The organism is Methylobacterium sp. BE186, assembly GCF_031457035.1.
Taxonomy (GTDB): Bacteria; Pseudomonadota; Alphaproteobacteria; order Rhizobiales; family Beijerinckiaceae; genus Methylobacterium; species Methylobacterium segetis.
Window position 1 is genome coordinate 1 of sequence record NZ_JAVDVV010000037.1, and the last position, 25424, is coordinate 25424.

At 66.4% G+C, this 25424-nt stretch carries 22 protein-coding genes and 2 pseudogenes; 12 read left to right on the forward strand and 12 right to left on the reverse strand.

Annotation, left to right across the window (positions count from 1 at the left end):
* Positions 1–307: 307 nt before the first annotated feature.
* The 3 genes from J2X36_RS24705 to J2X36_RS24715 all read right to left on the reverse strand — a co-directional run bounded on the left by J2X36_RS24705 (position 308) and on the right by J2X36_RS24715 (position 1564).
* Positions 308–484 (reverse strand): hypothetical protein, encoded by a 177-nt coding sequence (locus J2X36_RS24705; RefSeq protein ID WP_310354613.1) that lies wholly within the window; start codon positions 482–484, stop codon positions 308–310.
* 478 nt (positions 485–962) lie between these two features.
* Positions 963–1232, reverse strand: a complete 270-nt coding sequence (locus J2X36_RS24710; RefSeq protein ID WP_310354614.1) for a hypothetical protein — start codon at positions 1230–1232, stop codon at positions 963–965.
* Positions 1233–1279: 47 nt separating this feature from the next.
* A complete protein-coding gene (locus J2X36_RS24715) occupies positions 1280–1564 on the reverse strand; it encodes a hypothetical protein (RefSeq protein WP_310354615.1) in 285 nt (94 codons plus the stop codon).
* A gap of 617 nt (positions 1565–2181) precedes the next feature.
* Between J2X36_RS24715 and J2X36_RS24720 the strand changes: the two genes are divergently transcribed.
* Positions 2182–2409: a hypothetical protein gene (locus tag J2X36_RS24720; RefSeq protein WP_310354617.1), complete on the forward strand. Its 228-nt coding sequence runs from the start codon at positions 2182–2184 to the stop codon at positions 2407–2409.
* Positions 2410–2420: 11 nt separating this feature from the next.
* On the opposite strand, the gene J2X36_RS24725 is transcribed toward J2X36_RS24720, so the two are convergent.
* Positions 2421–2705 carry a hypothetical protein gene (locus J2X36_RS24725; RefSeq protein ID WP_310354619.1) on the reverse strand — a complete coding sequence of 95 codons (285 nt, stop codon included), beginning with the start codon at positions 2703–2705 and terminating at the stop codon, positions 2421–2423.
* A gap of 179 nt (positions 2706–2884) precedes the next feature.
* Here J2X36_RS24725 and J2X36_RS24730 point away from each other — a divergent pair, with 179 nt between their 5' ends.
* Positions 2885–3313 carry a hypothetical protein gene (locus J2X36_RS24730; protein WP_310354621.1) on the forward strand — a complete coding sequence of 143 codons (429 nt, stop codon included), beginning with the start codon at positions 2885–2887 and terminating at the stop codon, positions 3311–3313.
* A gap of 739 nt (positions 3314–4052) precedes the next feature.
* Here the strand turns inward: J2X36_RS24730 and J2X36_RS24735 are convergent.
* Positions 4053–4301 (reverse strand): PilZ domain-containing protein, encoded by a 249-nt coding sequence (locus J2X36_RS24735; protein ID WP_310354622.1) that lies wholly within the window; start codon positions 4299–4301, stop codon positions 4053–4055.
* Positions 4302–5005: 704 nt separating this feature from the next.
* Between J2X36_RS24735 and J2X36_RS24740 the strand changes: the two are divergent.
* The 5 genes and pseudogenes from J2X36_RS24740 to J2X36_RS24760 form a co-directional block, all read left to right on the forward strand.
* Positions 5006–5458 (forward strand): annotated as a pseudogene (locus J2X36_RS24740) (C4-dicarboxylate ABC transporter substrate-binding protein); the annotation flags it as partial.
* 812 nt (positions 5459–6270) lie between these two features.
* A complete protein-coding gene (locus J2X36_RS24745) occupies positions 6271–7944 on the forward strand; it encodes a cache domain-containing protein (RefSeq protein ID WP_310354623.1) in 1674 nt (557 codons plus the stop codon).
* A gap of 287 nt (positions 7945–8231) precedes the next feature.
* Positions 8232–9230 carry a hypothetical protein gene (locus tag J2X36_RS24750; protein ID WP_310354624.1) on the forward strand — a complete coding sequence of 333 codons (999 nt, stop codon included), beginning with the start codon at positions 8232–8234 and terminating at the stop codon, positions 9228–9230.
* Between the two features lie 185 nt (positions 9231–9415).
* Positions 9416–9763: a hypothetical protein gene (locus J2X36_RS24755; RefSeq protein WP_310354626.1), complete on the forward strand. Its 348-nt coding sequence runs from the start codon at positions 9416–9418 to the stop codon at positions 9761–9763.
* A gap of 67 nt (positions 9764–9830) precedes the next feature.
* Positions 9831–10520, forward strand: a complete 690-nt coding sequence (locus tag J2X36_RS24760; RefSeq protein WP_310354628.1) for a glutathione S-transferase C-terminal domain-containing protein — start codon at positions 9831–9833, stop codon at positions 10518–10520.
* A 271-nt stretch (positions 10521–10791) separates the two neighbouring features.
* Here the strand turns inward: J2X36_RS24760 and J2X36_RS24765 are convergent, their stop codons facing one another.
* The gene (locus J2X36_RS24765) at positions 10792–10983 is read right to left on the reverse strand and encodes a helix-hairpin-helix domain-containing protein (RefSeq protein ID WP_310354630.1); all 192 of its coding nucleotides are present in this window, start codon (positions 10981–10983) and stop codon (positions 10792–10794) included.
* 91 nt (positions 10984–11074) lie between these two features.
* The gene (locus tag J2X36_RS24770; protein WP_310354632.1) at positions 11075–11953 is read right to left on the reverse strand and encodes a LysR substrate-binding domain-containing protein; all 879 of its coding nucleotides are present in this window, start codon (positions 11951–11953) and stop codon (positions 11075–11077) included.
* A 78-nt stretch (positions 11954–12031) separates the two neighbouring features.
* On the opposite strand from J2X36_RS24770, the gene J2X36_RS24775 reads away from it, so the two are divergent.
* Together J2X36_RS24775 and J2X36_RS24780 are read left to right on the forward strand one after the other, a co-directional pair.
* Positions 12032–13831 (forward strand): YbfB/YjiJ family MFS transporter, encoded by a 1800-nt coding sequence (locus J2X36_RS24775; protein ID WP_310354634.1) that lies wholly within the window; start codon positions 12032–12034, stop codon positions 13829–13831.
* A gap of 220 nt (positions 13832–14051) precedes the next feature.
* Positions 14052–14303, forward strand: coding sequence for a hypothetical protein (locus J2X36_RS24780; RefSeq protein ID WP_310354636.1), 252 nt, complete (start codon positions 14052–14054; stop codon positions 14301–14303).
* Between the two features lie 67 nt (positions 14304–14370).
* On the opposite strand, the gene J2X36_RS24785 is transcribed toward J2X36_RS24780, so the two are convergent.
* Complete coding sequence (locus tag J2X36_RS24785) at positions 14371–15324, reverse strand: MYG1 family protein (protein ID WP_310354637.1); 954 nt, start codon at positions 15322–15324, stop codon at positions 14371–14373.
* A 407-nt stretch (positions 15325–15731) separates the two neighbouring features.
* On the opposite strand from J2X36_RS24785, the gene J2X36_RS24790 reads away from it, so the two are divergent.
* Positions 15732–16022, forward strand: coding sequence for a hypothetical protein (locus J2X36_RS24790; RefSeq protein ID WP_310354639.1), 291 nt, complete (start codon positions 15732–15734; stop codon positions 16020–16022).
* Here the strand turns inward: J2X36_RS24790 and J2X36_RS24795 are convergent.
* The 4 genes from J2X36_RS24795 to J2X36_RS24810 all read right to left on the reverse strand — a co-directional run bounded on the left by J2X36_RS24795 (position 16002) and on the right by J2X36_RS24810 (position 24111).
* Complete coding sequence (locus tag J2X36_RS24795) at positions 16002–18419, reverse strand: MASE4 domain-containing protein (protein ID WP_310354640.1); 2418 nt, start codon at positions 18417–18419, stop codon at positions 16002–16004. The genes J2X36_RS24790 and J2X36_RS24795 overlap by 21 nt on opposite strands.
* Before the next feature lie 203 nt (positions 18420–18622).
* On the reverse strand, positions 18623–20773 hold the full coding sequence (locus J2X36_RS24800) for an ATP-binding protein (RefSeq protein ID WP_405029854.1): 2151 nt from the start codon (positions 20771–20773) through the stop codon (positions 18623–18625).
* A complete protein-coding gene (locus J2X36_RS24805; RefSeq protein WP_310354642.1) occupies positions 20766–23918 on the reverse strand; it encodes a PAS domain S-box protein in 3153 nt (1050 codons plus the stop codon). Before J2X36_RS24805 ends, J2X36_RS24800 begins: the two co-directional genes overlap by 8 nt.
* A 4-nt stretch (positions 23919–23922) precedes the next feature.
* Positions 23923–24111: a type II toxin-antitoxin system ParD family antitoxin gene (locus J2X36_RS24810; protein ID WP_310354645.1), complete on the reverse strand. Its 189-nt coding sequence runs from the start codon at positions 24109–24111 to the stop codon at positions 23923–23925.
* 297 nt (positions 24112–24408) lie between these two features.
* On the opposite strand from J2X36_RS24810, the gene J2X36_RS24815 reads away from it, so the two are divergent.
* Both J2X36_RS24815 and J2X36_RS24820 read left to right on the forward strand, forming a co-directional pair.
* Entirely contained in the window at positions 24409–24747 is a 339-nt protein-coding gene (locus J2X36_RS24815; RefSeq protein WP_310354646.1) for a Mov34/MPN/PAD-1 family protein, read from the forward strand.
* A gap of 215 nt (positions 24748–24962) precedes the next feature.
* Positions 24963–25345, forward strand: a pseudogene (locus J2X36_RS24820) (hypothetical protein).
* The last annotated feature ends 79 nt before the right edge of the window (positions 25346–25424 follow it).

Consider the following 25424-nt stretch of genomic DNA (forward strand, 5'->3'; position numbering starts at 1 on the left):
GATCTCCTCTGGCTTAGGTCGCTTCGCCATCTCGTCCGTCCTCCAGGCTCAATAGCCATACCAAAAGGGCGGACCACTCCCGTGGGGACGGATCACCACACGCTCCTTCGCGGGCCTCAAGTTGCAGTAATAGACCACAGCGTTCGCTATGGTCGGCGAGCCAGGTCTTGACCTTGTGCGCGGCTGACTGCGCTCGCACACTGCCGGGGCCGGCGTGGTTGTTCCTTCCTCGGACGCTGGCCCCACCGGTCGGACAGACTTGTGCAGGATCGATCTTGTGGACGAGTCGACGCTCAGCGCGGCTCGCTCAGCCCTCGGCCTTGTCGGGCTGCGCCGTCTTGGCGCCCCCAGCCGGATCCGTCTCGTCCTCGCCGGACGCGTCAGGATCGGTGCGACCCTGCGGTGTCAGACGGGGCGCGGCGATATCGGATTCATCGGCCTGAGAGCTAGGTTGCCCGGGCTTCTTCTCGGCGTTAGCCGACATGCTCGTTCTCCGGTGTTGCACCCCAACCCAACGCTCTGTGGAAGCGACAGTTCTGCTCAGCCGCTATCGCTCTGGAGCACGCGTGCCGTCTCGCCGCCGCAGGATGACTGTCGGTCCGTCGCTCTTTGTCTCTGGCGTTGCCCACCGCTTGCCGCGTGCGTCGGCAGCCCCAAAGGGGCCGCCGTCGCGACCCTGCACGCGGTCTGGGCTGGCTTGCGCCTTGGAAGGCGGCTCGAAGGATTGTTTTGGCTCTGCGTGCGGCGCGATCAAAACTTGGATGACCGCCGGAGCGATCAGCACCGCAAGAAACATGAGCGATGGGGTGGAGTGCTTCATTGCGGCCTTCACTGGAACCTCGCCGATGCAAAGGCGTCCAGAGGGCTAACGTTCCTACTCCTGAAGGCTGAGCCGGCTCTTGCCAGCGGAGCCGCCCCATGAACACCCATCGCAGTGATGAGGGCAGGGGTAAGAGGCTCGCTCAGAACCTCTCCGACAGTTCAATTCGCGCGGCAGGTACGCCAGGGTTGGATGCCGCAGCGTCGGGGCCTTTCGCAGCCGCCTCAAGAAGCCGGATGACCCTCTCACGATCGAGCGAGTCGCGGTCGGTCAACCCGTTGATGAGGACCTGCAGGGCGTATTCGAGAGCAGAGATACGGGCTTCGAGTTCCTGTTGCTTCAATTCTATCGCAGGCTCTGCCGCCATCAATACTGAAGCCGGGGCAACGGATCTTGGCCCGGAAAGATCCATTCTCACCCTCCCGGCCGGGGAGGCGCGATCGTGAGCGCCTTCGCTTCTTACGGACAGACGTGCCCAGCACGCAGTTCAGCGCGAACCCGCAATGCGACTGCGGTGATGATGTCGGGGCGCGATTGAATAGTCGGCGAAATGGTGAGCATCCGCAGAAGCCGTTCTGCGATGTCGGCTTCGAGATCAGCCAGCATCATGCGAGCCGCCGTGGACCCCTTACAGCGAAAGGTGTTGCTGCATTCGGTGAGTGTCGATTGCAGCAGAAGCATCGCCAATCGCGCGACCAGAAGGTCATCGGGAGGCTCCCTGCAAGATTTGAATGCGTACGCCATGGCTCTCGTCGGCGCGTATGCGAGCACGAACCCTGGAAAAGGAAAAGAAGCTATGTTGCTGATATATGCGATTATCATTCGCATATTGGTACTAAACTGTCCGATTTAGCCCGCTCGGATGCCTTCGAATTGAGGCGAGTCGTGCAGTTTGGTACTAAACTGTCCGATTTAGCCCGCTCGGATGCCTTCGAATTGAGGCGAGTCGTGCAGTTCTCCCGGGGGCTCGATCAAAAAAACTCTGCAGCAGCTCGTTGCAGCCAGTTTTCGAAGCAAGGCAGCTCCTTTTCGCGCTTCGAGCACGAGCCAGAAACACCGATTAGCTCGGCCCAGGAGGTACGGTCGTGAGTGCCTTCTATCATTGCCTTGATGTTACGCTCATCGTAGCAAGCAACGCCTCGCCCGCCGTCTCTCGAGCGGTGTGCAACTCGTCGAGGAGCCACCGATCAACGCAGAGCGCATGCGCGTCAATCTCAAGGTCTAGAAGCTCGCAGAATTCGCTGCGCCGGCCTGCTGGGGCATGTGGAATCGGTCCGTCCAAGATTGACAGCAGCCGCTTTGCGACCGCGCGCGTTGATGCTTTCCGATCTCGTAATGCCTGTGCAGTAATAAGTATACTCATGCGCGTCATCCTTACGGATTGCGCGGAAATATCTGCTCGTTTCTCCAAAGATCTCACATTAAAGCCGATCAACTTCTGGCCCTTCGTACCTTTTCGTGCGCACGCGGACGCACTGAACAGCTTCCTCCGCCGCTACCCCGGCAAGGACGTGGAGATAAACGCGCTGCACGGCGCGGCCTGCGACTACCTCGGCGTCGAGCGGCCAGTCGCGGCGGTGCAATCGTGAGCGCATCGCTCTCAGTTGAAAGCGTGCCGGCGCTCCCGCGTTCGAGCATCTCGAATGATGCCTTGCACCTGCTCGCTTACCGCCAGCAGTAGGTTCTCTTCCAAAGCACGGTTGGATCCAGCCGCGTACAAGAGAGCAAGGCGAGCCAACATGGTATCTTCAGTTTGATCTAGGCGCTCCAAGATCTCTGCGTCGCCTTGCCTGCGCAAATCGCCAGCGAGACCAACAAACGCGTCGCGCAGCAGTTCGTGAACAATTCGGCCGACAGCGGACGAAAACGTGTCCTCATCTTCCATGCGAGCGACCTTCCCTCCCAGATTTTTGTGCAAAATCGCACAATTCCTCGGGGGACTTCTGTTCACGGGTTCGTGATCGCTCCGCGACTCAACGGCGCGGATGAAAAGCAGAATTGCATGGTCCCCGCTCTGCACTCCGCTCCGCCACCCGTGCTAACGCCACCGCTGGGAGCGCTGTGATGGTCACCTACAGCTTCAAGAAGCGTTTCGCGGTGCCGATCCTCGCCGGCACAAAGGCGCAGACGCTCCGCACCGATTGGAAGCGCCACGTGCGGCCGGGCGAGCTCGTGCAGCTCTTCACGGGCATGCGAGCGAAGTACTGCCGGCGCCTTGGCGAGGCGCGGTGCACGGACATCGTGCCGGTCCGCCTCGCGTTCTCGCGGCACAACGCGACCGAACTGATCCGGCTCGGCGATCGCCTGATGGCGCCTTGCCTGCTCGACACCTTCGCCCGGGCGAACGGCTTCGCGAACATCACCGACATGGCTCGCTTCTGGTGTGCCGAGTATCCGCCCGAGGAGGGCGACACCCTCACCTTCGAGGGCGTGCTGATCCGCTGGACGCCGCTCGCCCCCGCCGACACCCTCGACATCGGAGCCGCAGCGTGAGGTGCGCCGCCTATCCGTGGTCGACGTACCGGACACCTATGGCATGCGCGGTCCGACGCACGACCTCGCACTGCTTGTCCAGGTTGTTGCTTGCGACGGTCAACCTGAACCGGCCCGGGATGCCGTCGGTCGTGGCGACCTGGATCAGGGCGCCCGTCCCGGACTCATCTCGCACGAGACAGTCGACGGGCGATGGCATCTCCACCGAGGTCAGCTCGCCGATCCGGAAAGAAGATTGCCGGATCGCCTTCCGCTGCTCTGATCCCACTCTCGGCCCCCACGCTCCACCACGCCGGCACGGTGGCCGAGCCTCGTTAAATTTTCGGGCAGCAGCGGCTGCGTCGCGCGGTGTCGCAGCATGCCCCCCCCCACGCCCCGAACCCGCTCCCGCCGCCAACCGAGGAGGAGCACCAGCGTGCGCGTGAGGCCGCGCAGGCGCTGCGAACCGCCATCGCCGATCCATCCACGATGGGCGCGGAGTCGGTCGCGCACATCGACCTCGCCGGCCCACGACGTGGCGAGTAGTGGACGACCTGGGCCAACCTGCCCGGCTTCGTCCGCGCCAACGGCCGCTTCCGGCACGCCTCGCTCCCGGGCCGGGAATACAGCTGGGCCGAGGTGGGGACGGAGATGATCCCCGACCTCGAGGCGCTGGCCGAGCACGGCATGCGCCCGACCGAGGTGACATCGGGAGCGGCAGCATGAAGGCTCTGACCAACTTGGGCGGCGGTGAGCGGATCTATATGCCCTCGAACTCCACCCCGATCTCGCTCTCCTTGCGCCAAGCCACACGCGCCGCACGCGTTTCTCCCGTTCCGGGAATCTCTAACGTGAAGGCGTCGGGGATGCCGATCACGCTGACCACTTTAAGGCGAGCACCAGACGGCGAGCGGTCGCGCAGTACACAGTCAATCACTCCGCCACCTAGCAAGTGGATCTTGCCGGGGATCAGGGCGCGCCGACGGGTCTCTGATCGCTTATCGTCCATAGTCACTAGCTCCCGCGATTGCAGATACAACCGCAATGAGCAGTGTCTTGGCAGACACTTGCCGTATTGCGACGCTATCCTTCCTGAGGAGGCACCCCCGTGAGCACCCCCGGCTTAGTTGATGGTCGGACAATACTGTTTCGCTTATGCATCAGGGATGATGGATTCGATCCGCGCGCGCTGCAAGCAGAACCAAATGGTCCTCTGGCCGGCTCGAGCCGCTCGCAAACAAGATCGCGAGCTGACACGGCATCAGACGTGCCAGACGATCCAAGCGCCCGGCGAGTTTGCGGCAGTATCACGTACGCAGATCGTCTGGAATACCGACCAGCGCATCGCGCAGAACCCCGCGAGCTATGCGATCATTTGTGGATGCAATAGGGATACCATCCAGCACAACCGCGCTCCTCTTACAAAATGCTCTGTACAGCATTTCACATACCCTGCGGACGTCACGTGTCAAGGCTCTCTGACGCCGCCGTGATTTACCGGTATGAGACCGGTGGCGCTAACGAGGTCTGCCCGTCCTCCACGCGCAATTGCGCGAACCTGCGTTCGCACATGGGGGCGCAGCAGTCTGAATTTCGCGCTGAGGATGTCCGCTGATGGCTGAGCACCCCGAACCTGGGCGCACGGCCTACGAGGCGCGATTCGCCGGGCAGAAGCTCGGTCCGCGCGGCGTCGCGTCAGCGCGGGCGGACCTCGAAGACGTCAGCCACCCAGACTACGAGGACACGGCCGACGCCACCTCCGCGCGCCTGCCCATCCACCCGGGCTCCATCGACTATTATGAGCGCGAGCAGGAGACTTTCATCGAGCGCTACGAGAGCTGGATCTACCTTGTGGCCATCCTCGCCGGCGGCCTTGGCTCCACGGGCGCCTGGCTGCGCCGTCGGATCGGACGCGTCCGCCGCGAGCGGATCGAGGTGTCGACAGCGCGCTTGCTCGAACACCGCTCGAAGGCGCGCCGCGAGACGGACCGCGACCGGCTGGAGGCGATGGCGGGCGAGGTGGACGACCTCGTGGGCGGCATCGCGCGCCACGCCCTGAACCGACCGACCGAGACGCGAACTAAGGGTGCTGGCAACGTGGCCATCGAGGCGGCGCGCTCAACGGTCAAGCGTGCCTTGTCCCATTCGAGTATGCCAGCCCGATAACTGGCATACTCGACCTGGCAGAACCGCAATCAGAGGTTCTACGAAGCCAATGCGAAGGTGTGCTCCAGTGCATTGAGCTGCCATACCGTGAGGGCGAGCCGAAGATCCGGCGATGGCGCGAGTGGGACCTGTGATCCAATATGTGCCGATGTCCGCTTCGGAGATGCCGGCAAACGCCTCTGAATGGCCGAGATGGCGCAAAGCCGAATGTCCGGTGTTGCGCGCTCCCGCGATCCGGCGTGACAAAGTCTGGCCGATAGCGGCCTGTCCGCTTCGGGGGCCAAACTACATTTAAGCGGACGCTCTGTGCGGCTCAGGTGAAGGCCTCAGAGTGACCTCAAGCGGACAATCGAACCGCATGGAACGAAGGTCCGAATGGGGTGGCAAGCGGAAGTTGGTTTGACGCCCCAAGACGGACCTTCGGCTGTGTGGCCATCTCGACCGTACATGGGTTGGCGGCCCCGGCCAGGAGCGGACGAGGACCGCGGGGAACTCAAAATGAGCCGCCGTGCTTCCAAAGGCTCATGACCGCCGGCAGCAGATGTCGGTCAGCGCGAGGTTTCGAGTCACGTTTGCAAACGCCAGCAGTGAGTTGCAATCCAAATCGGCGTCGCACAGCTGCGCTGATCGATAGATTTAGGACGCCTGCGCTCGCGATCTCGCATCTCGAACGACTGCGCTGCTGCCCGGCTCAGGGGCCGCGCTCGCGCTGAATTTGCCCCTGCTCGCTGGGCTTGGCGAAGTTTTAATTTCGAACCGCCTACAATAACCATTGCCTGCCGGCGAAGTCGGTGCACATTTGGTCTAAGTTCATGTCGCTGAAGATATCACAACGCATCGGCCTTCTAGTCCTCTGTTTCTTTTTCGTACTAGCAGTGCTTGAGGGTCTCCATCTCTTCAGCACGCGAGAGGCAATCTTGCAGGAGCGCAGAACCGCTCTCGCGGGTCAGGTTGAGGCGGGCATCTCGACAGTGAAGGGTCTCGCGCTCAGCGCTGAAAAAGGCCTGATCTCGCAGCAAGAGGCTCAAGACCGCGCAAAGTCAGTGATCCGGGCCGTGCGCTACGGTAAGAATGACTACTTCTTCGTCTATAATTATGATGGCGTGAACCTCGCGCATGGCTTGAAGCCAGAGAACGAGGGCAAAAACCTGCTAGAGGCCAAGGACGCGAACGGTCTGCGGTTCAACGCCGCCCTGATCGAGGCTGCCAAGGCAGGAGGCGGGTTCATCGAGTTCATGTTCCCGCGCGCTGGGCAGGATCAGCCTTCACCCAAGCTTGGCTACGCACTCAGCTATGCGCCGTGGAAGTGGGTGATCGGGACCGGTACCTACATCGACGACATCGACGCCCGGTTCTGGGAGCTTGCGCGGCGTGACGCGGCGTACGCTGCGGCCCTGATCGCCCTGCTGGTCGCCTGCGCGTGGCCGATTGCACGCGGGATCGTCCAACCCATTCGCGCACTCACAGGCGCGATGAGCACCTTGTCTGCCGGCCGCATGGACGAGGCCGTCCCTGGGCAGGAGCGCGGTGACGAGATCGGTCTGATGGCGAGGGCTGTTCAGGTGTTCAAGGAAGGGCTGATCGCCAAGCAGGCGGCCGAAGCGGCTGCGGCTGAAGAGGCCGAAGCCAAGATGCGCCGGGCGAACCTGCTCGATGATCTGACCAAGCGCTTCGAGCGTAACGTCTCGGTGATGACGCAGGGGCTCGCCGGAGCGGCCACCGAGATGGAGGCGACCGCGCAGTCGATGACCGCCACGGCGGACGAGACCACACAGCAGACCCTGTCGGTGGTCGGTGCTGCCCAGCAGACCTCGGCCAATGTGCAGACAGTCGCGGCTGCCTCTGAGGAGATGGCCGCCTCTGTGGCTGAGATCGTCCATCAGGTCAGCCAGTCGGCCCAGATCGCCAACATGGCCGTCGAGAAGGCTCAGAGCACGGACGCCACCGTGCAGCGGTTGGCGGGCACGGCCGAGCGGATCAGCAGCGCTGTGTCGATCATCTCCACCATAGCTTCGCAGACCAACCTGCTGGCGCTGAACGCCACCATCGAGGCGGCGCGAGCCGGCGAGGCAGGGCGAGGCTTTGCCGTGGTTGCCACCGAGGTGAAGGAGCTTGCCGGGCAGACGAGCCGGGCTACGGGCGAGATCAGCGATCGGATCGCCGAAATTCAGAGCGCCACGAGCGAGGCGGTGGCCGACATTCGCGAGATCAGCCGGGTGATCGCGGAGATGTCCACCTACGCGGGCTCGATCGCAGCAGCGATGGAAGAGCAGGGTGCGGCGACGCAGGAGATCACCCGCAACGTGCAGCAGGCGGCGCAGGGCACCGAGCAGGTGACGCGCAACATCGCGGGCGTGCGCGAGGGCGCAGGTCAGACCAGCACGGCCGCCTCTCAGGTTCTGAGTGCCGCCCAGGAACTAGCGCGTCATTCTGTGAGCCTGTCACAGGAGGTCGGCACCTTCCTATCCAGCGTCAAAGCCGCCTGAGCCGCCGATATCGGCTGTGATGCCGCGACTGGAGGCCGGGTCGTCAGCCCGGCCTCTTCGCTTTGTGCCCAATTACATCCTTCCGGACCTAACTCACGGCCAGAGGCCGCCGACCCTGGTCGCATGCTGGCTGCGCGCCTTTTGCCGAGGCACGTCAACGCCCCCACCCTCATCCCTCCGGCACGAGCTTCTTGTGGTGCGTGGCATTTCAGACGCAGGCAGGCGGCTCTGCTTCGTGTCTAACCACAGCGGTAAACCCACTGCCTTCATTGGGCCGCCGCAGGATCATGACCGGAAGCAACAATCCCGCACGTCGCGTCTTTCAAGCGGTCGCAGCGCTGTTTGCTTTGTTGGTCGTCTCGCTTACCGTCCAAGCCAAGCAGGACAACAAGGGCGGCTCCGACAAGGCTGACCAAGCGACGGGCGGCAAGGGGGATGGGCAGGAGACCGGCAAGTCAGACAAGCAGAAGGACGTTGATACCGAGCACCTGTTCGGCTTCACCGAGGGCGCCGACGCCGGCGAGAAGGGCGAGCAGGAGGTGGTGGTCGACACCATCACGCGCCTGAGCAAGCGCCGCGACGGCCCGGGTTCCTCGACCTACCGTGTGCTCGACACCCGCTTCGCCTACCAGTTCAACCCCATCGACAGGTTCAGCGTCGAGTTCAGCGCCTTCGGCAACCTCCGTCGCCAGCGCAACATCGTGGATCTGGACGACAAGTCGTTCGGCACCTTCGACGGGGTGTCAGTGGAACTGAAGTACCAGTTCCTGAAGGGCTCCGCCGAGCAGCCGCTCGGACTGGCGATCGAGGTGCGGCCGCGCTTCGCCCGCGTGCTGCCCATCGAGGGAAACGGGGCCAACATCTTCGACATGGAAACGTTGCTGCAGCTCGACGTCCAGGTGGTGCCGGACAAGATCTGGTACGGCAGCAACATCAGCTTCGAGCCAGCCGCCGGGCGGCAGCGAGGTTCCGGCGAGGGTTACCGCTCCTCGACGTTCCTGTGGTCGAACGCCGTCGTCGGGCAGATCGCCGAGAAGACCTTTCTTGGCCCAGAGGTGCGCTACCTGCGGGGCTATGACGGGATCTTCCTCAACCGCCTGGAGAGCGAGGCGCTCTTCATCGGACCTGCATTGCACCACCGCTTCACAGAGAAGGCGTGGTTGACGCTGGCTTATGGGGCGCAGGTCTGGGGACGTGACACAGATCCGGTGTACACGCGGCGTGCTCTGGGCCTGAATCAGTTCGAGCGCCACAACCTGCGCGTGAAGTTCGGCATGGAGTTTTGAGCGAGGCAGCGAAATTTGTTCTCCTGCCAGCTCAAAGCCAGCTTCCACCTCCTTCGGGGCTTGCCGGTCTCAGTACCGGCAGCAGTCCGGCTTATCCCGCTATCGCGAGTGACGATGCGGAACACGCGCTACTCTCATAGGCGACCAATCAAGAATCGTTGGAGCAGTGTGGCGGGGGCGTTTGGATGAGAGCAGTTCTGAGTTGGGTCCTGTGCTTCTGGATCGCGGCTGCCCAGGCGGACACCGCCAAGATTGTCGGGATTGGAGCTTCGACCTGTGCCCGCTTCAACCAGGAAATCGTGGAGCGCCCGGACGCCGAGCAGGACTACTTTGTCTGGGCGCAAGGCTTCATGAGCGGAGCGCTCATCAGGGCCCCAGAAGGCGTCGACACGGGGCTGGACCTCGCGCCGCCCTCAATGCCCCTGAACGTCCAAGCGGACTTCATCCGCACATTCTGCGCCAAGAACAACGATCAGGGCTACATGGACGCGGTGCGCGCGCTCTATCACCGGCTGCGCGGACCCAGTCTCTGAGCGTCCCCTCCAGCCCCTTCGTTCGCGGCCGCGTTCAGGCATCACCGCGTGAGCACCGGAGGACGCGATGCTGACCCTCTACTCGTACCCAGGCCTGTTCGGCGTCGCGGACAACAACGGCTACGGCCTCAAGGTCTTCGCCGTCCTCAAGCTCGCGGACCTGCCCTTCAAGCATGAGCACATCGTGGACGCCTCGGCCGCGCCGCGCGCGCAACTTCCCTACATCGTCGATGACGGCGAGACGGTCGGCGACAGCGACCGCATCGTCGCGCATCTCGCGAGCCGGCACGGCGTGTCCATCGATGCGGGGCTGAAGCCCGGCCACCGGGACATGGGCCACCTGATCAACCGCATGCTGGACGACCTGTACTGGGTGATGTCCTACTCCCGCTGGAAGGACGACCGCTTCTGGCCGGCGTTCCGCGATGCTTTGCGCCGCGAGCATCCCGAACTGACGGACGGGTTGCTCGGGAAGGCGCGAGAGTTCAACGCGCTGCGCTACCACTACCAAGGTATCGGTCGGTACGAGCCGGACGAGGCGTATGCCCGGGGCGCCGCCGACCTCCGGGTGTTGGCGAACTTGATCCCCGCGCGCGGCTTCCTGTTCGGGATCAATCCGACCAGCTTCGACGCCGCGGTCTACGGCTTCCTGGCCAACATCCACTTCTACGAGATCGACACCCCGCTCAAAGCGTGCCTCTTCACGCAACCTAACCTGGTCAGGCACTGCGAGGCCATCCACAGCCTCGTCCGATGAGAAGCGGTCGGAGCGCCGTCGGTTTCGGATCCCAACCTACGCCCCAGGGTCCCGGCCGTCGGGGCGGAAGCCCCCTGTGGAGGATCTCGTCGAACGGGATCTCAAACAGGACCCGGCCCGCCTCGTCCATGTCCACTTCTGAGATGCCAGCGAAGGCCGCCGAATGGCCGAGATGGGCGCGCAGCAGCCGTCTTGAGATGATCGGCAACTTCTCCGCTCCCAAACATCCTTGCGGGAGCCGGCCGAGCGGCGCGTAAGGTTGATGTGCGGCCTAGCTCTCCGAGACTGTGACCTGATCCGCGATATCGTCTGTTTTGCCACTGAGACCCGGAACCTCATCAAGCTGTCGCAGACTGGTGAACCGGCCCCGCTCCTCCCGGTAACGCACGATCTCAAAGCCGTGACCTCGCAGCACAGGCACGCTGTCCAGCTCCTCGGCGGTCGCCGTGTTGAGATCGACCATCGGACCTGCCCCGAGTCATGGTCCGACCGCAACGCCTGCAGCTTGCACACGTTCCGGTCCTGACTTCGTGAAACGGGCAGCGTCGGCACTTTCACGCAGGCGCCTGCTGACTGGCGGCCGCGCTGGGCAGTAGCCCCATCAGGGCCTGCAACGACGCGCTGGCCTCACCCGACCATACGAGGTGGGTGCGGTTGACCCGCAGATGCGGGGGCAGCGGATGGCGCTCCACGGCCGTGCTCAACACGGCCTGATCAAGCACCTCCGCCGGAACAATCGCCGCCCCTGTGCCGGCCGCCACGCACGCCACGATGGCGTGGTACGAACTCATCTCCAGAACACGGTCCGGCGACACAGCGCCTTCAGCTAGCCACTCGATGAGGCGCTGGCGATAGGAGCAACCATGCGGGAACGCCACCAGTGTTTGCCCACGTAGCGCGACAGCTTCGCGGATCGTCGGACCACCCCTGGCGGTGATCAGCACCAGTTCCTCGTCGAAGGCCGGAAGCGCAGAGACGCTGCCCTTCTCAAAGGGCTCCGACACGAAGGCGGCCTCGACCTCGAAGCGGTCGAGCTGGCGCAGCAACGTGCGGGTCGTGCCGGTTTGCAGCTCGATCGTGACGTTGGGGTGCCGTGCGTGAAAAGCTGACAGGATCGGCGGCAACCTCGCGCCGGCTGCGCTTTCCAGAGAGCCCAGCCGCAGCACACCGCGCACGACGCCGCTACGCACCTCCTGCTCAGCTATGTCAGCCATCTGCAGCAGCTTCTCGGCGTGGCCCAGCAGTGTACGGCCTGCCTCGGTGAGGGTCAGGCTTCGTCCCTCGCGGCGGAACAGCGTCACACCCAGCCGCTCCTCGAACTGCTTGATCCGGGTCGTCACGTTGGACGGCACACGGTGCAGCAGGTTCGCCGCGCGCGTCACACCGCCCTCCCGCACCACGCTGCGGAAGATGTGGAGGTCGTCTAGATCCATCGTTCTCATATGAAGAATGATATGCCAGGAGAATTCATTTTCCAAGAACAGGCTGAGGGTGTTTGATAGGCTCGTCCCATGAGCATCACACGTCCTTCTCCCCCGCCCCACCCCCACCCGACTTGGCCGGTCGTTGCCAGCGGCATCGTCGCACTCGCCGTCGCCATGGGCGTCGGGCGCTTCGCCTTCACGCCGCTGATGCCGTTGATGATGCGCGACGGCACCTTGAGCGCTGCAGCCGGCGCGGAGTGGGCGGCTGCCAACTACGGCGGCTACCTTGTCGGTGCCCTGACCGCCTCCTGGTTCTCCGGCAACCCGCGTCGTGGCCTGCTGCTGAGCCTCATAGGCGTAGCGCTGACAACCCTGGCGACCGCGGGAGCCGATGCCATTCCCGGTGCTTTTGCCGGTGTCCTGCTGCGCGCGGCGGCGGGCGTGTTCAGTGCCTGGGCGTTGGTCTGCGCGAGCAGCTGGTGCTTGGCCGAACTCGCAAGGCGTCAGGTCTCGCAACTGGGAGCCTGGATCTACACTGGGGTCGGGCTCGGCATTGCGCTTGCCGGCATGCTGGCCTGGCTCGGCGGACGTCAGCCGGCGGACTGGCTGTGGCTGGAGCTAGGGCTCGTCGCCGGGGCAGGCGCGCTTCTCGTCTGGGCGCAGTCAGCAGGGCCGAGTACCGCCGCAGTGCGAATGGAGGAGCGTGAGGCGACGGCAGATGCGCCGGACAGCCGCGGTGGGCACCTGGCTCTGGTGCTATGCTACGGCACCTTCGGGTTCGGCTACATCGTGCCCGCAACCTTCCTGCCCGCCATGGCCCGCGAGCTAGCCCCCGATCCCCTCGTATTCGGACTGACTTGGCCGCTGTTCGGCTTGGCTGCTGCCCTCTCGGTCGCGGCTGTCGCACGCTGGCTAGCGGCTTGGCCGCGGAAACGAATTTGGGCCATGGCCCAGGGCATCATGGCGCTCGGCACCGCGCTGCCCCTGGTTGTGCAGGCCCTCTGGGCAATTGCCGCGTCGGCGATCTTCGTCGGCGGCACGTTCATGGTTGCCACGATGGCCGGCTTGCAACTGGCGCGTGAAGTGCGGCCCGACAATCCCACGCCGCTCCTGGCCCAGATGACTGCAGCCTTCGCTGCCGGGCAGATCGCAGGCCCGTTGGTCGTCCGCGCGATCGGTTCGGGCCGCTGTGCTGGCGGGGATGCGCTGGGCTGGATCGGCGCGGCGGCCACGCTGCTGCTGGTGCTCACAGCCCTGTGGCTGTGGCGAGATGCCGAACTGTCATTCAAGAAGCCTGAGGTGAGCCTGATGAGCCCGAACCGTTCCGCCACCGCCATCCCAGCCTTCCCGGAAGCCGGTCTATCCGAGCGGCTGGGGCCGCCGGACACGCTCGACGCAGATCAGCAGGCCGCTGCTGACGAGCTGATCAACGGCCCACGCCGCGGCGTCTATGGCCCATTTCGGCCGCTATTGCACCGCCCGCCGCTCCTGCAGGCGGTCGCCAAGGTCGGCGAGACGCTGCGCTACGCAGGGACGCTCGATGATGCGTTGCGCGAATGGACGATCTGTGTGGTGGCCCGTGAGGTGTCCAACGTGTTCGAGTGGGACATGCACCTGCCGTTGGCCGAGGCCGCCGGCGTGCCTGCGGCTGCCTTGGTCGCTGTCGAGCAGGGGACGCCGCTACCGGACGACCTGCGCAGCGACCTCGCACTAGCGCGTACCGTTGCTGCGGAACTCATCGGCCAGCATCGCTTGCTCGATGAGACCTACGCCAATGCTATTCTGACCTGGGGCGAAGCGGGGACGGTCGAGCTGCTGACGCTGGTTGGGTACTTCGTGATGGTGTGTTGGCTGATGAACGTGGCACGCACGCCAGGGCCTGCATGATCCAGCTTTCAGTTCCGCCGGCAGACCACGTCACCATCTATCGGCAGCTACGTGTGCCAGATGGCGTGCCGGGTCGAGCCGTTATCGAGTTCGCGCGGGCGCTCCGAACCTGATCAGCTTGGCGAGCCGACAGGTTTCGGCGCAGTCCAACAGGGCTTCGATGCTGTCCGTGCGCCGCCATCGGAAAGGTCGACGCGATCATTGAGGGTGTGAGGTCACGATGCGGTTCTCCCTCGGCCTTCTGATGGTTCTCGCATTTGGCGGCCTCGCATCCGCCATTGAGGCGTCGATCACGATCGAACGCCTACTCGGTGACGGTTGGGAGATCGCGGGATATGCGGGGAACCTCGACGTGCGAACCTCTCTGATCCTGTTCCGGAAGAAGGATGTGAAGCACCTCGTGCAGTGCTCCACCCTGTACGATGTGACGAGGAGCCAACGCGTCGTCGTCAACTGCTACGAGCTGCGCTGAAGGTGGGGTGCAACCGGGCGCTGAGTGCGCTTCTCTCTGTTTGACCGGGATGGCCACGGTCCCTTTCTCAGATGCTCGCCGGTCTCCGCCCGATCTCGATGGCTCTGCGGGCCATCAACAAGGCCCCTTTGCGCGAACGGGCTGCTCCAACGAAGCGGCGAGAGTGGGCGAACACGGCGTCGGGCACACCGCTGGCCATAGCCAGTTCAGCGTCGCGCAAGCCGGCCCAAGCCTCTGGTAGCGGAAGGCGCTGAGCGAACGAGCCAGGCTCCGGCGGCATGGCCTCCACCATCCAGTTGCCGCTCGAGACCGGATATACGGCGTAGAGAACGGGGAGCGCATGCGCGAAGACCGCTCCTTCCCAAGGCATCTTCTGGTTGAGCTCTAGCACGCGCGGATCCGTCGACCGGGCATGAGCGTCGAGAACGGCAGCTTCAGCGGCCAGGCGCGCCCGTACTGCATCGATGCGCCGCTTCAGGGAGGCTTGCACCAGGTCTGCTGCCTGCAGGAAGGCTGCATCTTCCGCTGTGCGATCACCAACTGCGGGCGCGCTCCAGGCTGGGTTGAAGTCCTCAACAATCGCGGCAAGGCCTAGGGCATCTCCGGGACTGCCGACGCCATTGTCTGTCTCATCGATGCGCCGCACCAACTCGCGATCGATCACTGCTCCGACTTGCGCATCGAACTGCGCGGTATCAGGCAGGCCCGACACGCTCCGTACGGCGGCTTCACCGTAGTGGCGCCAGACCAGCCCGGCTGAACTGAAGGGCGTGCCATCCTCTCGCACCGGCGCGCCACGCTGGTGATGGTCGAAACGACCCGCTGCGGGCTCGTAGGCTGCTCCTACGTCCCAGGCCAAGTCGGCCCGCGCGATCTCAGCCTCGTCGCGGGTTCGAACAAGCTCATGATCTCGCCCAACCTCACGCAGGCTGAGTGCCAGCCGAAGGACGGCATAGGCGAAGGTTTCATCGAGGTGGAAGGTCCCGCTATGGGTGACCAGCCGTGGAGTGGATGGCGGCATCACCTTCTCCGGTCGGCGCTTCGTCTGAATGGACCGGAGCGTGCCATCCGTCCTGATCTAAATGCGGCTTCGCTCCTAGCCGAAGCGCAAAGCTGGCCGGAAAAATAATCAACCCCGATCAGTTTGGGCGCCTCGCTTGAGAACCGCCCTGCTGGCGATGGCAGGTACGATTCGTTCATCGGCTTGCGACAGGTTCGAGGAGCGTCCGCTTTCCAGTAGCCCGACCTTGAGCTGCAGACGACCGATGTTGGCCGAGAGCAGCCCGTCCGCTTCGGTGTGGGAGCTATGGGTAAGCGGACGGTCAGCGTAGCTTAGGTAGATGCCTTGAAGTGCCCCCTACCGTTACCAGGAACTCGTCGCCGCCAATGCGCGGCGCTTCTCGGCCTGAGACAGCGGGAACGAGGACTGTGGCCAAGCCGGTCGAATGCCGCATCGTCAACCTGCCAGACTTGCGCTTCGCGGTGGTGGGCGTGCTCGCCTGCGGCAAGGTCTTTCGCCGCGCCGGGCTGATGACCCTGGCCGGAGCAGAGGAGAGTGTGAGCGACGTGCGCACCCTCATGGCCGCCTGCGAGGCGCCACTCATCCGGCAACCGCCGACGTTGCCTGACATCCCGTGCTCCGGTCCCGATAACGGTCCGTCCGCCAGGATCGGACCGCGTCCGCCGTGCGGGCCATCCTCAGCCAAGGACGATCCGTAGCTTGTTCGCGAGCTCGTCTCGTTGGTACGGCTTGCTGAGGAGCGGCAGGTCTGCTGGCACCCCTTGGTCGTCGAGAGCAGTGCCCGTGTAGCCTGATGTCAGGAGCACGCGCAGGCCGGGCCGCAGGCGCCGTGCCTCGACGGAGAGCTGCACCCCGTTCATGCCGCCGGGCATCACCACGTCCGAGAACAGGATGTCGATCCGCTCTGGACCACCCAGCCGTCCTAGGGCCTGTGCGGCGTGCGTCGCGGTGAGCGTCCGGTAGCCGAGTTCGCCCAAACTCTCGACCGCCATCTCCAGCACCGCCGGCTCGTCCTCGACTACCAGGACCACTTCGCCCAAGGCGGCGCGGCGTAGCGGCAGCGCGCCGTCCGGACGGCTCTCCACCGCCTTCTCAGCCGAGCGCGGCAGGTAGAGCTCGACGGATGTGCCGCGCCCGACCTCACTCTTGATCTGAGCGTGGCCGCCGGCCTGCCGCACGAAGCCGTAGACCTGGCTCAGGCCAAGGCCGGTGCCCTTACCGACATCTTTAGTCGTGAAGAACGGCTCGAACGCGCGGGCGAGCGTACCGGCATCCATGCCATGGCCCGTGTCCGAGACGGAGACGAGCACATAGGCCCCGGGGCGTAGGTCCGGCCGACCCACGATCTCGCCGGCGTCAAGGTGTGCGTTGCAGGTCTTCACCGTCAGTGTGCCGCCACCCGGCATCACATCGCGCGCGTTCACTACGAGGTTGAGCACTGCACTCTCGAACTGCCCTGGGTCCAGCCGCACGGGGTCGAGGCTTGCATCAAGGTCGAGCCGGACCTCGACCGTCTCGCCCACCGCGCGCTGCAGTAAGGCCCGGAAGTCGTTGAGCAGGCGGTTCGGGTTGATCGTCTCGGGCCGAAGCACTTGCCGTCGCGAGAAGGATAGCAGCTTTTCGGTCACCTCCGCCCCGCGCCGGGCCGCGGTCATCGCCGAGGTGGCAAGCCGCTCGACGCGTTGCGCGTTGTCGGGCTTGCGCACGATCATGTCGGGGTTGCCCACGATGATGGTGAGCAGGTTGTTGAAGTCGTGCGCCACGCCGCCGGTCAGCTGGCCGATGGCCTCCATCTTCTGGGCTTGGTTCAGGCGCTCCTCGGCCTCGTGCTGCTGCGTCGTGTCCATGACGATGCCGGCAATCGTGCGCACCTCGCCCGCTCCGTCGCGGTATGCCTTGCCCCGCAGCGCGATCCATCGGGTTGCGCCGTCGCCGGCCCGCTTGATCCGGCAGTGCAGGTCGATACGCTCCGTGCCGCTCGCCCCTTCCAAGGCAGCGCGGACCATGGCGCGGTCCTCGGGCAGGACATGCCCGAGGAAGGTCTCGATGCCCCACGTCTCGACCGGATCGCGGTAGCCGAAGATCGCGTCGTGCCTCGGGGTTCGGCGCGAGGCGCCGCTGCGCAGGTCGAGCTCCCAATCGCCCATCTCGGCCGCTTCGAGCGCGAGGGCGAGGTTGTCGCGCGCCAGTTGCAGCTCCGACCGCCGCGCCTCGCGCTCATCGGCTGCGGCCTCAGCGCGGGCGTATAGAAAGTCGACCTCTCGCAGGTAGACACCGAGCAGGATGAAGCCTGCAACAAGCGCCTCCAGACGCCCCGCGAACCAGCCGACCGTGCCGCGGGCGGCGCCCAGCAGGGTGACCATGTTGTCGAACACGAGCAGGAGCAGCGAGACGGCCAGCCAGAGCTGCAGCACGGTCCGCAGGCGCGTGGTCCAGCACAGCACAGCCAGGGCGAGCACCGTGAGGGCCACGACGGTCGGGCCGACGCCCGAGGTCGTCAGCAGCCAGTAGTCGTCGCCCTCCACGCTCTTCGGCAGGAGGTGGACGTAGCGGGTCACCGCCACGGCTGTGAGCGCGGCGGCCGCCATCGTCCCAGCAATCGCCAGCAGGCCCACCCGACCGACGCGCGATGGCGACACAATCCGGTCGCGCCCGTCGCCCTCCATGATCGCGTAGGGCAGCGCGAAGAGCGGGGGGCCGAGGTGCCAAAAGGTCCAGAGCCAGGTCGTGGTGTCCGGCCCGCTGCCGAGGATGCGTCCTTGAGCGAGAACGTTGGGGAACGACAGCAACTGCAGGAGCACGGCCAGCGTCACGTAGAGGCTGCCGGTCCCGAGCACGAGTAGCGACCCCGAGCGGGTGCGCCGGTACTGAGTGAGGAAGAGGTAGGTGGTCAGGCCGTAGACCACGATCAGGGCCGATTGGTAAACGGGCACGAAGCCCGGCATGGGCCATATGGGCCAGCTTGCGAACGGAAGCAGCGCGAGCGTGATCGCGCCGAAGGCCAAGCTGACGAGGCCGGCGATCAGGCGCTGGGTCCTGCCGGCCCGGGCGGTGGCGAGGGTTGCGAGCGCAGGGCTCGCGGTAGCCGTGCCCATCGTGTGCTCCGTGACGAAGCGCGATGGCTGACCGTGCCGGCAAGTCGCTCGCGAAGCACAGGGGTACCACGGCTCCGGCGAAGGCGCCATTTGGCGCCCCGCAGGGGCTGACAGGGGCGGCCCCTCTGAGGAATTGACGGGGTGTGTGCACGCGCCTGTATGGAACCCCTATCCCATTCCCAGGCCGGCTCCAGGGTCTACCTCTACAAGGTAGCGGCGCGGACCTTCGGCTTCCGGGCGGTGGCCGCGCTCAGGACTTTGCCCACCTGCTCCGCCGAGTAGGGCTTGCGCACGAACTCGAAGCCGTGCGCGTCCTCCTTCGCCAGCACGTGGCTGTAGCCGGAGGTCAGCACCACCGGCATCTCCGGGTGCAGCTCCTGCAGCCGCTTGGCCAGCTCGATCCCGCCCATGCCGGGCATCACCACGTCGGAGAACACCGCGTCGAAGCGGAAGGGCACCGCCTCGATCTCGGCGAGCGCCGCCTCCGCCGTCTGCGTCAGCACCGTGCCGTAGCCGAGGTCGTGTAGGATCTGCGTGCAGAAGCGACCAATCTCGACATTGTCCTCGACCACCAGGATACATTGGTCGGCATCCTCGACCGGCACCCCCTCCGGCTCCGCCGCGTCCCTCGCCGCACCCTCGTTCGCGTCGGCCTGGGGCAGGTACAGCGTGAAGGTGCTGCCACGCCCGACCAAGCTGTCCACGTCGACGTCGCCGCCCGACTGATTCGCGAAGCCGATGACCTGGCTCAAGCCTAACCCGGTGCCCTTGCCCACCTCCTTGGTGGTGAAGAACGGCTCGAAGATCTGGGCGAGCCGCTCCTTCGGGATGCCCGAGCCGGTGTCCGTGACCGACACCACGGCGAAATAGTTCGGCGAGCCGGCATGGCCGCGGATCGGCGGCTTCAGCCGGTGGCAGCTCAGGGCGATGGTCAGCGTGCCCTCTCCAGCCATGGCGTCGCGCGCGTTCACCGCGAGGTTCACCAGCGCCGTCTCGAACTGGGTCGCGTCGGCTCGCACGAAGCAGGGGCTCTCAGGCTTCTCCGTCACGATGCGGATGCGCGCGCCCGTGAGGGAATCGAGCATGCTCGCCACGCCCGTGAGGCGCTCGCCGGCGTCGAACACCTCCGGCCTCAACGCCTGGCGCCGGGCGAAGGCGAGAAGCTGCGCCGTCAGCTTCGCGGCGCGCTCCACCGTGTCGGAGACCGCGTCCATGTAGCGGGTGCGGCGCTCCTCCGGCAGGTTCGGTCGGCGCAGGAAGTCGATGGACGAGCGGATGATGGTCAGCAGGTTGTTGAAGTCGTGCGCCACGCCCCCGGTCAATTGCCCGATGGCCTCCATCTTTTGGGCCTGGACCAGCGCGTCTTGCGCCTCGGCGAGCTCGCGGGTCCGCTCCTCGACCCGCCGCTCCAGAGTGTCATTCATGCCCTGGAGCGCATCGCGGAGCTGCCTGTCAGCCACGGCGCGCAGGTCGACGTTGCGGGCCAACCGGGTGGTCAGGGCAGCCAGCCAGAGCGCCAGGACGATGACGAGGAGGGCTGACCCGGTCTCCGCCTCCAGCAGTCCGGCGCGGACGGCATGGAGTTCCAGCAGGCCCAGCACCAGCGGCGCGACCACGGCCGCCGGCAGCAGGTGCCAGGTCAGGGCTCCGGCCTCGCCGCCGCCGAGGGCGGTCGTGACCCACGGCCGGTTGGGCCGGCTTAGGAGCACCCCGAGCGACAGGATCCCAAGCGTCAGCGCTGTGACCAGCGCCATGCGGGAGTAGGGACCGCCCTGGTGGAAGGCGCCCAGGCCGTAGGCGTTGCCGAGGCCGCCCACCGCCGCGACGACGAAGGCGATGAGGGCCGCGACGCTGCCGAAGAGGTGGAGGCGACGGCTTCGAACGTCCTGGAGGATGAGGCCGGACGCGGCGCCGAGGATGCTGGCGGCCGAGGCGAGTGCCATGCCGCTGTCGGGCGCCAAAGGCCCGAACACAAGCCGCTGGACCCAGTCGTCGAGGCGGAAGCCACCCGGAAGGGCGTATTGCAGGCCTGCGCCGAGTGCGATGGCCGCGGCCGCACCGGCAAGGCTCCGACCGGTACGACGGCTGGCCCGCGCGCCTTCGCGCCGGGCGGCGAACAGGAGCGCCGCCCCGAGCAGGAGCGTGCCGAGTGCGGTCAGGACGACCATCGGCGGCTGGCCGGGGATGAGGCGCCGCATCGCCGGCACGTCGAACCACCAGCCGACGAGGACGGTCAGGGACACCCCCGTGCCGAGGATGCCGCAGGCCCGCGCGATCCATCGGGCCCGAGCGGCGGCTCTCATCGACCGGGAGAGCACCGCCTCGGTGAGGCTTAGCCGTTCGGCATCAGCCATGCGCGATCATCTCGCGGATGCGCACGCCCAGAGCCTCGACCACGAAGGGCTTGGTCAGCACGGCCATGCCGGGCTCCAGGTGGCCGTTGCCGACCACCGCGTTCTCTGCGTAGCCGGTGATGAACAGCACCTTGAGCCCAGGACGCCGCTCGCGGCCGGCGTCCGCCATCTGCCGCCCGTTCATGCCGCCCGGCAGGCCGACGTCGGTGATGAGCAAGTCGATGCGCACGTCCGACTGCAACACCTTCAGCCCCGAGGCGCTGTCGGCGGCCTCGATGGCGGTGTAGCCGAGATCCTCCAAGACCTCCGTGACCAGCATCCGCACGGTCGGCTCGTCGTCGACCACCAGCACTGTCTCGCCCTGCTCGGCGCGCTGCACGTCGCCGAGGCCGGCCAGCGGGTCGTCCTCGTCGACCGCGCCGTGGTGGCGCGGCAGGTAGATGCAGACGGTCGTGCCCTCGCCGACCTCGGAGTAGATGCGCACCTGCCCGCCCGATTGCTTGGCGAAGCCGTAGATCATGCTGAGCCCGAGGCCGGTACCCTGACCGATGGGCTTGGTCGTGAAGAACGGGTCAAACGCCTTGCCGATGACATCCGGGCTCATGCCGGTGCCGGTGTCGGTCACGCAGAGCGAAAGGTACTGCCCGGTCGGGATGTCGTGCTTCCTCGCGGCGTACTCGTCGAGCCACTTGTTGGCGGTCTCGACGGTGATGCGCCCGCCCCTCGGCATGGCGTCGCGCGCGTTGATGCAGAGGTTGAGCAGTGCGTTCTCAAGCTGGTGCGGATCAACCAAGGCCGGCCACAGCCCGGAGGCGCCGACCACCTCGACCTCGATTTCGGGGCCGACCGTGCGCCGGATCAGCTCCTCCATGCCGTGGACGAGGGCGTTCACGTCGGTCGGCTTCGGGTCGAGGGTCTGCCGGCGCGAGAAGGCGAGCAGGCGGTGCGTGAGTGCGGCGGCCCGCTTCGAGGCGCCCTGGGCCGCGGTCATGTAGCGGTCTAGGTCGGTCAGCCGGCCCTGGGCCATCCGGGTCTGCATCAGCTCTAGCGAGCCGGAGATGCCGGCGAGCAGGTTGTTGAAGTCATGCGCGAGGCCGCCGGTCAGTTGCCCGACAGCTTCCATCTTCTGCGCCTGCCGCAGTTGCTCTTCGAGCCGCGCCTTCTCCTCGGCGACCCCCTTCTCGGCGGAGATGTCGCGCCCGACACCCGTCAGCCGGGTGCCGCCCGGCTCCGGCGCCAGCTTCCAGGCGATCCAGCGCCAGGTCCCGTCGGCGGCTTTGACCCGGTCCTCGAACCGCACCGGCCTGCCGGTCGCCCGCATGTCGAGCAGCGCCTCCATCACGACCGGGAAGTCGTCGGGATGGACGATCTCGGCGTAGGGCCGGGTCAGCAGGGTCTCCTCGTCATGGCCGAGCAGGACCGTCCAGGAGGGACTGACCTGCAGGAGGCGTCCCTCGTAGTCGGCGTTGACGAGCAGGTCCTCGCTGAGGTCCCAGAGGCGGTCGCGCTCGGCGGCGAGCCCCGCCTCGGCGTCGCGCTGGGCAGTGACGTCCTGCACGAAGACGTAGAAGCCGTCGACCTTGCCACTTGCATCCCGGCGCGGCTCGTAGCGGATGTCAGCGATCCGCCGCCGGCCATCCGGCCACGGCCAGGGCAGATCAAGGCGAACCGGCGTTCCGGCGAGCGCCCGCTCCATGTGTGGCAGCCTGGCTCGGAAGCCCTCCTCGTCGACGAGGTCATGGACCCTTCGGCCGATGACCTCGTCCGGTGTGCGTTCGAACCAGTCGCGGTAGGCGGCGTTCGCGAAGCGGTAGGTCAGGGTGCGGTCGACGAAGGACACCAGGAGGGGCAGCGCGTCGGCGACGAGGCGCAGTTGGGCCTCGCTCGCGCGCCGAGCCTCCTCGGCCCGGATGCGGGCGGTCTCGTCGCGGGCGACTTTCAGGAAGCCGCGCGGGCGACCCTGGGCATCCGGCGGCAGCGGGTGGACCGAGCCGTTCAGGAAGACGTGCCGGCCGTCCTTCGCCAGGTGCCAGCGCTCGTCGGCGGCGCAGCCGTTCCGCGCCGCCGTCGCGATCTCGCGCAGATCGGCGTCCTTCTCGCGGTCCTCGGGGGTGAAGGTGATGGCGGTGGGTTGCCCAACCGCCTCCTCGGACGACCAGCCCAGGACTGCCTGCGCGCCGGCCGACCAGCGCGTGATGACGCCGTCGGTGTCGGTGGTGAGGATGACGTGGTCCCGGGCGCTCTCGACGACGAGCCGCAGCTCCTCCTCGCTCTCGCGCAGGGCCGCCTCGGCGAGCTTCTGGTCGTGGATGTCCTCGACCACGCCGTACCAGCGGATGATGGCGCCGGCGTCGTCTCGGCGGCGATAGGCGCGGGCCCGCTGCCAGCGGTATTCGCCCGTGGCGGCGATGCGGATGCGGTAGTCGACGTCCACTGGCTCGCCCGAGGCCAAGCGGGTCGTGAATACCGCCGCGGTCGGCTCTAGGTCGTCGGGATGGAGCGCCTTGGTCCAGCCGGCGCCGTCCGGCTCGCCCGGCCCCTGGCCGGTGAGTTCGAGCCAGCGGTGCGAGTAGGAGGTGACGTTCCCCTGCGGGTCGCAGGTCCACGGCACCTGCGGGTTGAGCTCGACCGTCTGACGGAAGTGCTCCTCGCTCTCGCGCAAGGCCCGGTCGGCCAGCACGCGCGCGGTGGTCTCGTTGGTGAAGATGAAGAGGCCGGCGACGCGGCCCTCGCCGTCGAGCACGCGCGAGTAGGAGAACGAGAACCAGGTCTCGGCCGGGCCGCGATCGGTGCCGAGCTTCCACAGCAGGTCGTCGAAGCGGCGGCTGCGGCCTGCGAAGGCGTCGTCGATGATGGGCTTGGCCTGTTCCCAGGCGTCGGCCCAAACCACGTCGAAGCGCTCGCCCATTGCCCAGGAGAGCCGGGGCCCAAGCAGCGGGGCATAGGCGTCGTTGAATAAGAAGTGGAGCTCGGGCCCCCAGGCGAGGATCATCGATTCCGGCGAGTTCAGCACCAGGCTGAGCGCCGTGCGCAGCTCTGTCGGCCAGATCTCGGGGCGGCCGAGGGGGTGGCCGGACCAGTCGCGCGCGCGGATCATGCGGGCGGCCTCGCCGCCGCCCGCCAGGAAGGCCATGTTGTCGCTCACGGGATCAAGCCTCGCCGGGCGCCGACGCCCCTTCGCGATGGGCCAGGAAGGCGAGCTCGCGCTCTTCGAGGAGGCGTAGCGCCGTGCGCATAACCTCGCTCATGTTGCCGTAGCGACCCGAGGCGAGCAGCCGTTCCGCGACGGCCAGAAGCTCGGGACTGAGCGAGATGGTGACGGACTTGCGGAGGGGCATGCGGGCCTGTGGCCTGTGGGATCAGCTCACACAACGCGGCGGCGTGCCGCAAGGATGCCCGTCCGAAGTATGCCAATCCCGCCGGGCGTCATCGAAGATGTCCGAGCTGCCCGCCCCCGATCCAGAACCCCTCGTGACGATCATTCCCTACGCGGGCGGCCTTGAGGCAGGCTCTGGGCATCGACAACCCGGGTGGGGACGGGGCGTGCGCATCGTAGGTGAACTTCGCTTCCCGCCGTTCGAAATGAGAATTCGACCCCTCGGGAGATCGAGCCGAGTGTCGAGAATGCGTGGCGGATGCCCGGTGTCATCCCGATGGGCGTCTATCGCGACCGTACGCACGCGGACCCCGGGCATCACGGCGAGGCGATCTGCGCGCTCCACCGAAGGACGGGCTACGACTACATGCGGTTCAACTATCTCGGCGAATGGCACTCGCACCCGTCGCTTCCGAGCACACCCAGCCGTGATGACCTCGCCGCCATGCATGAGCTTCTCGCGGAGGACCGGATCGGCGCGACCTTCGCGTGCCTGCTGATCGTGCGGCCCCGGCTCTTCCGCCGCCTCGACGTGGGGGCCTACGTCTTCACGCCGGATGGCGGGATGCAGGTCTTGAAAGTCGTGCGCGAGCGGTAGCCGCCCGCTGGCTACACAGGGGTGGCGTCCTCGGCCTTGAGCGCGCCCGTCACGCGGGTCGGGTCGACGCGCATCCTCTCGATCCATTCCGCCAGGTTCGGCGGCCGGTACCCGGGATTGTCGCGCCACCGCGCGAAGACGCTGCCGTCGATGGTCTCGTTGATCCGCCAGGTCGTGCGCTCGGAGCCGACCGCCGGTGCCGTCCCGACGGGCCGGTGGAAGCGCGGCGTGACGAGGCGCAGGAACCACCCTTGGGACCCAGTGCGCGGGCGATTGCCACGACGGCGGCCCTGGCCGAGATGGCCGGGGACAAGATGCCGTTCGCCCCAGACCGGCGCATCCCGCCATCCTTCGGTCTCCGGCTCGCGATCGGCGCGGTCGGCGGCTGGGCGTTGACCGGTCGGCACGACCGACCCGAGTGTACGGGGCCCTGGCCGGTCTCGCTGGAGCGGTCGCCGGTACCCTCCTCGGGCGCGCCGCGCGCGGGGCGGACTCGAAGACGGCGGCCGGTCGCTCCCGCGGGCTTGCCGAGGATGCCGTCGCCGCCGGCCTCGCCGTGGCCTTGGTCGTGTCGGCGGAGCGACAGCGACAAGCCTAGTTTCCGCCATGGGGACTGCCGTCGCCGGAGCCGTCGGCAGCGCCGCATCGACCGGAAGCGCGGCGGCACCGCGCGAACG

Coding starts and splice junctions, on each gene's coding strand:
- J2X36_RS24770 (WP_310354632.1), bottom strand. CDS start 11,953: ATGGATCTAGACGACCTCCACATCTTCCGCAGCGTGGTGCGGGAGGGC.
- J2X36_RS24710 (WP_310354614.1), bottom strand. CDS start 1,232: ATGGATCTTTCCGGGCCAAGATCCGTTGCCCCGGCTTCAGTATTGATG.
- J2X36_RS24815 (WP_310354646.1), top strand. CDS start 24,409: ATGCCCGGTGTCATCCCGATGGGCGTCTATCGCGACCGTACGCACGCG.
- J2X36_RS24800 (WP_405029854.1), bottom strand. CDS start 20,773: ATGGCTGATGCCGAACGGCTAAGCCTCACCGAGGCGGTGCTCTCCCGG.
- J2X36_RS24765 (WP_310354630.1), bottom strand. CDS start 10,983: ATGGTCGATCTCAACACGGCGACCGCCGAGGAGCTGGACAGCGTGCCT.
- J2X36_RS24735 (WP_310354622.1), bottom strand. CDS start 4,301: ATGGACGATAAGCGATCAGAGACCCGTCGGCGCGCCCTGATCCCCGGC.
- J2X36_RS24715 (WP_310354615.1), bottom strand. CDS start 1,564: ATGGCGTACGCATTCAAATCTTGCAGGGAGCCTCCCGATGACCTTCTG.
- J2X36_RS24730 (WP_310354621.1), top strand. CDS start 2,885: ATGGTCACCTACAGCTTCAAGAAGCGTTTCGCGGTGCCGATCCTCGCC.
- J2X36_RS24755 (WP_310354626.1), top strand. CDS start 9,416: ATGAGAGCAGTTCTGAGTTGGGTCCTGTGCTTCTGGATCGCGGCTGCC.
- J2X36_RS24725 (WP_310354619.1), bottom strand. CDS start 2,705: ATGGAAGATGAGGACACGTTTTCGTCCGCTGTCGGCCGAATTGTTCAC.
- J2X36_RS24795 (WP_310354640.1), bottom strand. CDS start 18,419: ATGGGCACGGCTACCGCGAGCCCTGCGCTCGCAACCCTCGCCACCGCC.
- J2X36_RS24810 (WP_310354645.1), bottom strand. CDS start 24,111: ATGCCCCTCCGCAAGTCCGTCACCATCTCGCTCAGTCCCGAGCTTCTG.
- J2X36_RS24775 (WP_310354634.1), top strand. CDS start 12,032: ATGAGCATCACACGTCCTTCTCCCCCGCCCCACCCCCACCCGACTTGG.
- J2X36_RS24720 (WP_310354617.1), top strand. CDS start 2,182: ATGCGCGTCATCCTTACGGATTGCGCGGAAATATCTGCTCGTTTCTCC.
- J2X36_RS24780 (WP_310354636.1), top strand. CDS start 14,052: ATGCGGTTCTCCCTCGGCCTTCTGATGGTTCTCGCATTTGGCGGCCTC.
- J2X36_RS24750 (WP_310354624.1), top strand. CDS start 8,232: ATGACCGGAAGCAACAATCCCGCACGTCGCGTCTTTCAAGCGGTCGCA.
- J2X36_RS24745 (WP_310354623.1), top strand. CDS start 6,271: ATGTCGCTGAAGATATCACAACGCATCGGCCTTCTAGTCCTCTGTTTC.
- J2X36_RS24785 (WP_310354637.1), bottom strand. CDS start 15,324: ATGCCGCCATCCACTCCACGGCTGGTCACCCATAGCGGGACCTTCCAC.
- J2X36_RS24705 (WP_310354613.1), bottom strand. CDS start 484: ATGTCGGCTAACGCCGAGAAGAAGCCCGGGCAACCTAGCTCTCAGGCC.
- J2X36_RS24760 (WP_310354628.1), top strand. CDS start 9,831: ATGCTGACCCTCTACTCGTACCCAGGCCTGTTCGGCGTCGCGGACAAC.